The organism is Paraburkholderia sp. RL17-380-BIE-A (assembly GCF_046028085.1).
Classification (GTDB): domain Bacteria; phylum Pseudomonadota; class Gammaproteobacteria; order Burkholderiales; family Burkholderiaceae; genus Paraburkholderia.
Genome location: NZ_JARESQ010000006.1, coordinates 435364 through 444844, shown reverse-complemented (window position 1 = coordinate 444844; position 9481 = coordinate 435364). Strand labels below are relative to the sequence as shown.

7 protein-coding genes are annotated in these 9481 nt (G+C 60.5%); 6 read left to right on the top strand and 1 reads right to left on the bottom strand.

All coding sequences use genetic code 11. The features are described 5' to 3' along the window. The first annotated feature begins 9 nt into the window (after positions 1-9). From hpnK to rpoD, 5 genes are all read left to right on the top strand, one after another. Positions 10-861, top strand: coding sequence for a hopanoid biosynthesis-associated protein HpnK (gene hpnK / locus P0D68_RS13595; protein ID WP_408294398.1), 852 nt, complete (start codon positions 10-12; stop codon positions 859-861). Beyond that, positions 858-1823, top strand: coding sequence for a lysylphosphatidylglycerol synthase domain-containing protein (locus P0D68_RS13590; RefSeq protein ID WP_408294395.1), 966 nt, complete (start codon positions 858-860; stop codon positions 1821-1823). The genes hpnK and P0D68_RS13590 overlap by 4 nt, the downstream gene beginning before the upstream one ends. Before the next feature lie 553 nt (positions 1824-2376). Continuing rightward, positions 2377-2679 carry a DUF4148 domain-containing protein gene (locus P0D68_RS13585; protein WP_408186309.1) on the top strand — a complete coding sequence of 101 codons (303 nt, stop codon included), beginning with the start codon at positions 2377-2379 and terminating at the stop codon, positions 2677-2679. A gap of 279 nt (positions 2680-2958) precedes the next feature. Next, positions 2959-4119, top strand: coding sequence for a porin (locus tag P0D68_RS13580; protein WP_408294391.1), 1161 nt, complete (start codon positions 2959-2961; stop codon positions 4117-4119). A 303-nt stretch (positions 4120-4422) separates the two neighbouring features. Beyond that, on the top strand, positions 4423-6276 hold the full coding sequence (gene rpoD / locus P0D68_RS13575; protein ID WP_408294388.1) for an RNA polymerase sigma factor RpoD: 1854 nt from the start codon (positions 4423-4425) through the stop codon (positions 6274-6276). A 184-nt stretch (positions 6277-6460) separates the two neighbouring features. Here rpoD and P0D68_RS13570 read toward each other — a convergent pair whose 3' ends face one another. Then, on the bottom strand, positions 6461-6790 hold the full coding sequence (locus tag P0D68_RS13570) for a DUF4148 domain-containing protein (RefSeq protein ID WP_408294386.1): 330 nt from the start codon (positions 6788-6790) through the stop codon (positions 6461-6463). Between the two features lie 315 nt (positions 6791-7105). Between P0D68_RS13570 and P0D68_RS13565 the strand changes: the two genes are divergently transcribed. Beyond that, entirely contained in the window at positions 7106-9289 is a 2184-nt protein-coding gene (locus P0D68_RS13565) for an FUSC family protein (protein WP_408294383.1), read from the top strand. Positions 9290-9481: the final 192 nt, after the last annotated feature.

The window sequence follows — 9481 nt, the reverse complement described above, 5'->3', positions numbered from 1 at the left end:
GCACGAGGCATGAACGACACTGATCGCTTGCGTCAACGGATGCTGATTATCACGGCCGACGACTTCGGCTTGCATCCTCGCGTCAACGAAGCGGTTGAACTCGCCCACCGGCACGGCGTCTTGACCGCAGCGAGCCTGATGGTGGGCGCGCCCGCGGCCGAGGACGCAGTTGCGCGCGCCCGCTCGCTTCCCCAGCTGTGCGTCGGCTTGCATCTTGTCCTCGCCGATGGCACGGCTCTACTGCCACGCGAGGTGATTCCCGCACTGGTGAACGCAGAAGGCCGGTTCGGCAGCAACATGGTGCGCGACGGCTTCCGCTTCTATTTTCTGCCACACGTTCGCGCACAGCTTGCTCTCGAAATTCGCGCGCAGTTCGCGGCGTTCGCGAAGACGGGCTTGCCACTCGATCATGTCAACACGCACAAGCATTTTCACCTGCATCCAACTGTGCTCTCGCTGATCATCGAGATCGGGCGCGACTTTGGAATGCGCGCGATGCGACTGCCGATCGAGCGCAATGCACCCCTCTGGTTGCGGCCATGGATGAGCCTGGTGCGATGCCGGCTCGACCGCGCCGGCATCGCACACAACGACTATGTGGTCGGACTCGCGGACACCGGGCGCATGAGCGAATCGGCCTGGCTTGCCGCGCTCGAAGGGCTGCCGGGCGGTGTCGGCGAAATTTATTGTCACCCTGCCACACCGGGCGACGCTCCATTAACGCCCGGCATGCAGTCGTACCGTCACGCGGATGAACTCGACGCGCTGCTATCCCCGTGCGTGGCACAGGCGATCGGTGCCGCGGGTGCGACGCGGGGCGGTTTTGTCGATTTGCTCGCAACGCGCGTGCAATCGACATGAAATGGCTGCGTTGGATAGGATTGCCGCTCGGCATTGCGATACTCATCGCGCTCGTATTGCATGAAGGTGCGGGCGATGTCATGCACGTCATCACTAAAGCCGGACTCGGGCTGCTGTGGTTGCTGCCGCTACACGCGTTGCCATTGTTGCTCGACGCCTACGCGTGGTATCTGTTGCTGGGCAAGCGGGCCTCGTTGCCGTTTCTCTGGTGGGTCGCGACCGTGCGCGAGGCGGTCAGCCGATTGCTGCCCGTCGCGAGCATTGGTGGAGAATTCGTCGGAATCGGCCTCGCACGCTGGCGCATCCGGGACGCGAGCGCGGTCAGTGCGTCGGTCGTCGTCGAGGTGCTGGTCACGATGGCCGTGCAATACGCGTTTGCCGCGCTTGGGCTCGTACTGATCGCCGCATCCACGCATCAAGTCAGCGCGATAAAGACGATCGGGCTCGCTTTGGGGCTCTCACTGCCGCTGCCGGTCCTGACGGCCGTACTCCTACGTCGTGGCCGGCTATTTCACAGGATCGAACGCTTCGCAGCGAGACTGTTGGGCCACGCGCACCCCTTGCTGCGCGATATCGACGGAAAGCGGCTCGATGCGGATATCGACGCACTGATGTCGCGCACGGGCCTGCTTCTGGGCGCTTTCTTCTGGCAATTCGCCGGCTACGTTGTGGGCGCGCTCGAAACATATTGGGCGCTGTCCATGCTGGGGCATCCGGTGTCGGTGAGCGGCGCGTTGGCAATCGAAGCTTTGACCCAAGCCGTGCGTCACGCGGCGTTCATGGTGCCGGCCGGTCTTGGTGTGCAGGAGGCAGCGGTCATGCTTCTCGCGCTGGTGGTCGGCGTGGATCGGGAGACAGCGCTATCGCTGGCACTCGTCAAGCGGGCACGCGAGGTAACATTCGGCTGCATTGCGCTTGTTTCATGGCAGGCGGCAGAAATCGTGCGCGGGCGCGTGAGGTGAATCGGAGCCGATGCCATATCGGCTTCGATGTTTGTTACGGCAAATCAAGCCGCGCCGGCAGCACAGTACACACACAATCAAGGTAGAAAAGCATAGATGACGCAAACGCCAGTTCAGCCCGCTCCTTCACGTGATATGGGCGCACGCTCCGTTCAAGGAGGCGTCCCTGCGGAATGTGTCCTATGCGACTCACCCGATCTGACGTATGCGTACGAGGGTGACATGTGCGAGTCGCTGTGCTTTTCCAGCAATGAGCAAGCGCGAACAGCGCAGATCGAGGCTGCGCTGGCGGCTATTGTCGTGTGCAAAGACTGTGGTTTTGTTTGGGCAGTGCGCTAGGTTCGGCCACCGCCTGGTCGTTGCCATGCCGCCGATACGACTTTGCATGGCACATGCAGCCACTATTGCGAACTTTGTCTGAAACAGCGCGTTTTCGGAAACAATACTTTCCAGACACAACGGTTACCGATTCGAGAGGACATGGATAGACTGCGGCAGCCAATAGCAACACTGGCCGTCGCTCAAACCATTACGTCCCACGAGGCCGTTCAACATGAAGTCTACGTTCCAACACGGCGTGCTCAGCGCGTTCGTCGCACTTGCCGCCGCTATTCCCGCACTCGCGTTCGCACAATCGACCACGCCTCTTACGCGTGCTCAGGTAAGAGCAGAACTGGTTGAACTGGAACTGGCAGGGTGGCACCCCGGCGCGGGCAGCGACCCGCATTACCCGGACGACATCCTTGCCGCGGAAGCGGTAGTGGCCGCGCGTCATGCTGCCGGCCGGACGAGCGCACAGGCCGGATATGGTGAAGATGACCAGGGTACGTCGGAGTCCGGAGGACCCCGAAAATAGCTGCTTGTTGCGTGCCAACGCGCAAGAACCGTGTTGTGCGTTCGGCAGCAACGACGCATGCCGGCGGCCTGCTTGCCGATGATTCACCCCTCCAAACCAGGTTGTTGCGCAGGTTGGAAAGGACTCTTCCGCTTTCGCTGATACGCGAAGAAATTTGGATCACTTAACGTTTGGCATCGATCAATCGAATGGCTTCATGCGGTGGCGCGTGAAGGCGTTGCTGGTCGACAAAAAACGAAGGTATTCAAACCATTCAACGGAAGGGGATTAGCGGTGGTGATGAAACGAATCTGCGTGGCGATGTCCGCAATCACGCTTGCGACAGCCGCACATGCGCAAAGCAGCGTGACGCTTTACGGGAAGATTGAAGATGGTTTCAATTACACGACCAACGCGCGAGGGCATGACGCGTTCCAGATGCAAAGCGGGTATGACTACGGAAGCCGCTGGGGTCTGAAGGGAACCGAAGATCTCGGCGCTGGATATCACGCTGTGTTCCAGCTCGAAAGCGGCTTCGACGTGAACACCGGCAAGATGGGTCAAGGCGGCAGGGAGTTTGGCCGCCAGGCGTTCGTGGGCATTGCGTCGGACCAGTACGGCACGTTCACCGTGGGGCGGCAATACGACCCTAGCGTCGACATGTTTTCGCCGATGACAGCGAACGGTAACTGGACGGGATATCTCTTCGCGCACCCTTACGACAACGACAACACCGACTATTCGTTCCGCGTCAACAACTCGATCAAATACGTCACGCCGACCATTCATGGTTTCACAGCCGAAGGCATGTACGCATTCAGCAATCAGGCGGGCGGGTTTTCGAATAACCGGCTGTATGGTTTCGGTGCGCAGTACCAGAACGGCGGCCTGCAGATCGGAGCCTCGTATCTCAAGCTGAATAATGCGAGTTCCGCCGTGGTTGCGCCCGCCAATTCGTCCGGCGCGGTTACGAGCGACAATACATTCAACGCCCGGTCACAGCAGAACATCGGCATCGGCGTCAACTACACGATCGGAAAGGCGCTCGTCGGTCTCGCGTATTCGCACGTCGATGTCTATGATCCGACCGCGAATGCGTACTTCACGGGCACCACGCAGCCTGCTGGCGGCACATGGAACGCGTGGAAGTTCGATAACTTCGAAGTGAGCGGTCTGTATCACTTCACCCCCGCGCTTTATCTCGGCGCATGCTACACGTACACACAGGCGCGGCTTTCGTCGACGGTCGGGCAATTCGATCCCAAGTGGCATCAACTTAGCCTGAAGCTCAATTACGATCTGTCGTCGCGGACGTCTGTGTTTGCCGAGGGGGCGTATCAGCATGCGGTCAGTGCGAATACCGGTACTGACTTCGACTTCGCCAATATTCCAGGCTCGGCCGACGTATCGTCTGGACGTAACCAGATGGTTTATCGCGTTGCCTTGTTGCACATGTTCTAAGCCGCCAGTGTGAATTGGCCGGACCTCAAGTCCCCACCTTCGCCGCCGCCCTGACCGGCGCCGGCGAAGGGTCTTCGTACATTGCGGTGAACCCCGGTGCAGAACCATTGTTGTCCAATCTGGAACTGAGGTTCTTTCGATGTCCGATTGATCTACCCGTACAAGACTTCTAGAATTTTTGCCTGAAGCACAAAGGCGCGAGCGCTCATCTGGCGCCGCGCCAGTGCGTCGGCGCCACCCAACGCATGCGGCTACGCGCGTCGACCTTGCTTGTGGAGGCATGCAGCCAGGATGGAGAAAGCGGTGCAAGTGTCGATGGAACAGGATTCAAGGGAAATACAGCTACGCGCGCTGATGAAACTGGGCAAGGAGCGCGGTTTCCTGACCCACACGGAGATAGTCGACCACCTTCCGGATTGCGTCGCGGAGTCAGACGCCATTGAAGGCATCGTCAAGGCGTTCGGCGACATGGGTATTGCTGTGCGCGATACCGCTCCGGCCAGCGACACGCTTTTGCTGAACGACGCCGCCCAGCAATCGGCGCCCGACGATGTCGCCGAAGACGAAACGGCCACGGCGCTGACCATCGCCATATCCGAACCCGGACCGGCGGCCGACCCGATGCGCGCCTATTTGCGTGAAATGGGCGCAACCCCTCTGCTGACGCGCGAAGGCGAAATTGCCGTCGCGCGCCGTATCGAAGCTTGCTTGCGGGAGATGCTCGAGGTAATCGCCTCGCGTCCCGCCACGATCGAGGCGATCCTCGCGCGCGCGGATCGTGTTGCATCCGGCGAACTCGATATAGACGATCTGGTCGACGGAATCTTCGAGCCATGCGCCAATGAGGCGCTCCAGACATTGCAAGCTGGCGAGTCAGGGCAGGCCGACGACGGCATTGCATCCGATGAACCAGGCGCCACGGCCGAGGCCGACGAAGCCCGCATCAATCAATTGACGGTGAGTTGCAAGACGATCTTTTCGCAGGCACGCGAACGGCTTGCCTTGTGGCGGGCAGCGGTGGCCGGAGGAATCAGCCAGCGCGATAGGGCACAGGCCATGCTCGCGCTGATCGCATCCACAGTCGGACAGATCCGCTTCAGTGCGCGCACAATCGGCGAACTCAGCGCCGAAGTCCGGCAGGCGGTCGAGGAGATTCGCGGCATCGAGAGAAACGTTTTGCGGCTCGCCGTGGATCAAAGCGGCATGCCGCGCGACGTGTTCGTTAGTACGTTCGTCGGAAGCGAAACGGATCCCGGCTGGCTTGCACGCGCGGCCGCCGCGGCACCGCTTTGCAGTGCGGCGTTGATGCGCTGCGCGCCGTCGATTCAAGGCCAGCAGGAAAAGCTGACCCGGATCGAGGCGCGCGAAGGCTTGTCGCTGCAGGAACTCAAGCGGATCAGCAAACGGATGAACGTGGCGGATCGCGCGCTTCAGGAAGCGCGCCGCGCGATGATCGAAGCCAATCTGCGGCTGGTCGTTTCGGTCGCAAAGAAATACGTGCAGAGCGGCATGCCGTTGCTCGATCTGGTTCAGGAAGGCAACATCGGCTTGATGAAGGCAGTGGACCGCTTTGAGTACCGGCGTGGCTTCAAGTTCTCGACGTATGCCACCTGGTGGATTCGTCAGTCAGTTTCGCGAGCGATTGCGGACTATGGCCGCACGATACGAGTGCCGGTCCATATGGCGGACGCCATGCACCGCGTCAAGCGGGTGGCGGGCGAAATGCGTCAGGAAACGGGGCGGCAAGCCCGTTCCAGCGAACTCGCGGCGCGCCTGGGCATGAGCGAGGACAAGGTGCGCAACGTGCAGAAAGTCACGAGACAGCCAGTTTCGCTCGATATACCGATCGGCGAGGAGGCGGACACCACGCTTGGCGAAATGGTCGAAGATTCCTCCGCGCTCGCCCCGCTAGACGCCCTGCTGCAAGCCGATCTGCGTGTGGCTATCGACGCGGCGCTGGGTGTGCTGACGCCGCGCGAGGCGAAGGTGATCAAGCTACGCTTCGGCGTCGATGCGGTTTCCGAACACACACTGGAAGAACTCGGCGATCAGTTCGACGTGACCCGTGAAAGGGTTCGCCAGATACAGAACAAGGCATTGCAGAAACTGCGTCACTCCGACGGGATCAACACCTTGAAAGGCTATCTGGAGCATTGAGCCGTTTGGCGGAAGATTGAGCCGCATGGTATGCGGCTCAATCGCGCTCGCTTTGGAGTATTTGTTTGGTTTTGGTGGTACGCAAATGAGCCGTTCGCCGCGACTCGCAGTCATACGCGACCCGCAACGCTGGCGGCGCAGTGACCCTCGCGGCCCTGCGCCCTCCATTCCGCACGGTCTGTCTTTAATGCTTGGTGTAAAGCGACTGCCTATCCAGGCTGGCCGCCGGAACCGCGGCGCGGCTCGTGCCTGTTGCCGAGGTGCCGACCGTCGAGCCGCCGTACGAGGCTGCCGAGGCCTTTTGTGCGGCGACCTTGGCTTCCGCGGCCTGGATGTCGGCGGGATACGTTGGATCTTCGCCGCGTGCCGGGTTGTAGCCGGCCTTTTCAAGTTCGACGAGTTCGGCGCGCACCTGGGCGCGCGTTACCGGCTGATCGGATTGTTGTGCAAACGAAATTGCCGGTGCCGCAAGAATGGCGCTGATAGCAACAACCGGGAAAAGCGACCTGAGCATGATTGACCTCATCTGTGTTTGATTGATATGACTCATTTTATAAAGGATGACGTAATAAATTAGCCGCCTCGGGTGGAATGGTCCCTTGGTGGATGAGGATAGATCGATCGAGCCTGCTGATCTCTCCCGGGCCGTACGCGCGTGAATGACGTGGGCCGCACGGGCGCATTGTTACCCTGGCGACAACGGAGGTTCCCTAAGAGCCCGCTTAATACGCGTATTTGGCGGTCCTAGAATGGACATTCTTCCCTTGGCGACGGACGAAGCCATGACGCGGTTCAAATCCGTAAAGGGCAACCACCGCCGCGTTTTCCTATGGACCTCCGATATTCACGTAGTCCCTCATTGAGCCAAAGAAACGAGGTTTCGCGCTGGCTGAGGCTGGCGAGAAAGGCGTCGTCCCATTGGGCGCTCAATGACGGTCTGATCTGGTTGCACCTGTTCAAGACGGTGGCGGCGGCGCTGCTGGCGCTCGGCATCGGGATGCTGCTCGACCTCCAGCAGCCGCGCACCGCGATGACGACGGTCTTCGTTCTGATGCAGCCCGTCAGCGGAATGGTGCTCGCGAAGAGTTTTTACCGGGTAATTGGCACGGCTGTCGGCACCGTGTTTGCGATTCTGCTCGCGGGCGTCTGCGTGCAGGACCCGGAGTTGTATCTGTTCGGGCTGACCTGCTGGATTGGGCTGTGCACAGCGGCGGCGGTTCGAAACCGGCACTTTCGGTGGTATGGCTTCGTGCTCGCCGGTTATACGGCGGCGCTGATCGGCGTTCCTGCGTTGATGCAGCCGAACACGATTTTTCTGGCCGCGCTGACTCGCGCTGCCGAGGTCTCGATCGGTATTCTGTGTTCGACCGCGGTGAGCGCGCTCGTCTTCCCGATCAAGGCGACGACCACTTTATTCCGCACGTTGAAGCGGCGAACCATCGAGTTCACGGATTTTGCAGCCGGCGTACTGTCGACGGCATCATCGGCGGATATGTTCGAGAAGCGCTTTGCCGCACTCGTCGACGAGATCGTCGGATTCGAAGCGACCCGCACCTTCGCCTCGTACGAAGACCCCGACATGCGTGCCCGGGCGGCACGGCTCGCACGACTGAATAGCGACTTCATGAATGCGTGCGCCCGCCTGCATGCGCTGCACCAACTTCTCAAACGATTGCACAGCAGCGGCGCGGCAGAAGCGATCGCCGCCATTTCCCCGTTTCTCGACGAACTCTCCGTGTTGCTCGTGGATGTCGGCAAAAAGCTGCAAAGGGGGGAGGCCGACATGTCGGAGCTACTGGAGCGAATCAAGGGTTTCCAGAGCGGTCTCGCGCGGCGTGCGCGCGAAACGCAGCGGGAGATCGAACGGGTCGCGCCACGCTCCATGCTGGATTACGTCACCGCAATGGAGTTGGTTCACCGGTTCGCCGGCGAATTTCTGTCGTATTTCGACATTTACCTCTCGTTGGCCAATTCGCGCAAACATGCGCTTGACCGGTCGCGCGTACGGTACGAACCACAAACCAGTCCGTATGTTGTTGGACTCGCATTCGTTCGCACGGTATTGGCGGTCGGCGCCGCGAGCTGGTTCTGGATCGCTTCCGGCTGGCCCGGCGGCAGCTTTCTGGTGACGGGCGCGGCTATCACCTGCGCACTGAGTTCGACCTCGCCCGTGCCGCCAAAATTCACCTTGCAGATTGCAGCTGGAGCCGCGCTCTCGATTCTGTTCGGCTGCGTGTTCCTGTCTCACGTCTATCCGAACATCGATGGGTTTCCGCTCTTGTGCGCGGCGCTTCTGTTGCCGCTCGGCCTCGGTGCGTTCCTCACGGCGCGGCGGTCCACGGCGGCATACGGTGTCGGCTTCGCAGTGTTTTTCTGCTTGCTCGCCGGGCCCGACAATGTAATCGACTACGCTCCCGACGTTCTGATGAACAACGGTCTGGCAATTCTCACGTCGATGCTGCTATGCGCGATCGCGTTCGCGGTCATCTTTCCGCCTCAAATGCCCTGGCTCGTCGAGAAGATCAAGCGTCACTTGAGGGGGCAAGTCACAATGGCGTGCACCGCGCCACTGCCCGGACTCGACGGGCGCTTTCAGTCGAGCACTCACGACCTGATGTCGCAACTGCGCACGCTGCTCATCACGCAATCGCATCGACATCGCGACGCGTTGCAATGGATGCTCGCCACTCTCGAAGTGGGGCACGCGGCCATCGACCTGCGTGGCGAATTGCAACAGGCGAACGAAATGAGTGGCCGGACGACGAAGCCTCGCTGGCTTGCTTCGATCGATCTGGCAGTGCGCGCGTTGCCGGTGCTGTTCGATCAACCCAATGCGAAGCATCTGAGAAGTGCGCTCGCGACCGTTAACGTGGCGATCAGCACGGCTCAGATCCGGCTGGAGGAGTTGACACCTCATACGGCGGAGCGCTATCGGATGCTGAGGATAATCGGTTGCCTGCATTTCGTTCGGACCGCACTACTGGATCGCGACGCGCCGTTTCCGCGCGACTGAGGGTGGGGACGCGTTGCGTATCGCCATTAGCGCTGTGTGGTGGAAGAGTGCTTTACACATTGGCACCTGTATGGGCGCGATAGTGCGGTGGTAAAAAGTCGAGCGCCATATTCGCTCAACAATCGAATGCCATTGAAATCAGGTCATGGAGACCACTGACCGGCATCGATACCAACCCTACGCGTCATTCAA

Bases quoted from the DNA above. Each gene is read 5' to 3' on its own strand.
- P0D68_RS13590 (WP_408294395.1), top strand. From the start codon at position 858: ATGAAATGGCTGCGTTGGATAGGATTGCCGCTCGGCATTGCGATACTC.
- P0D68_RS13565 (WP_408294383.1), top strand. From the start codon at position 7,106: ATGGACCTCCGATATTCACGTAGTCCCTCATTGAGCCAAAGAAACGAG.
- P0D68_RS13580 (WP_408294391.1), top strand. From the start codon at position 2,959: ATGAAACGAATCTGCGTGGCGATGTCCGCAATCACGCTTGCGACAGCC.
- hpnK (WP_408294398.1), top strand. From the start codon at position 10: ATGAACGACACTGATCGCTTGCGTCAACGGATGCTGATTATCACGGCC.
- P0D68_RS13570 (WP_408294386.1), bottom strand. From the start codon at position 6,790: ATGCTCAGGTCGCTTTTCCCGGTTGTTGCTATCAGCGCCATTCTTGCG.
- P0D68_RS13585 (WP_408186309.1), top strand. From the start codon at position 2,377: ATGAAGTCTACGTTCCAACACGGCGTGCTCAGCGCGTTCGTCGCACTT.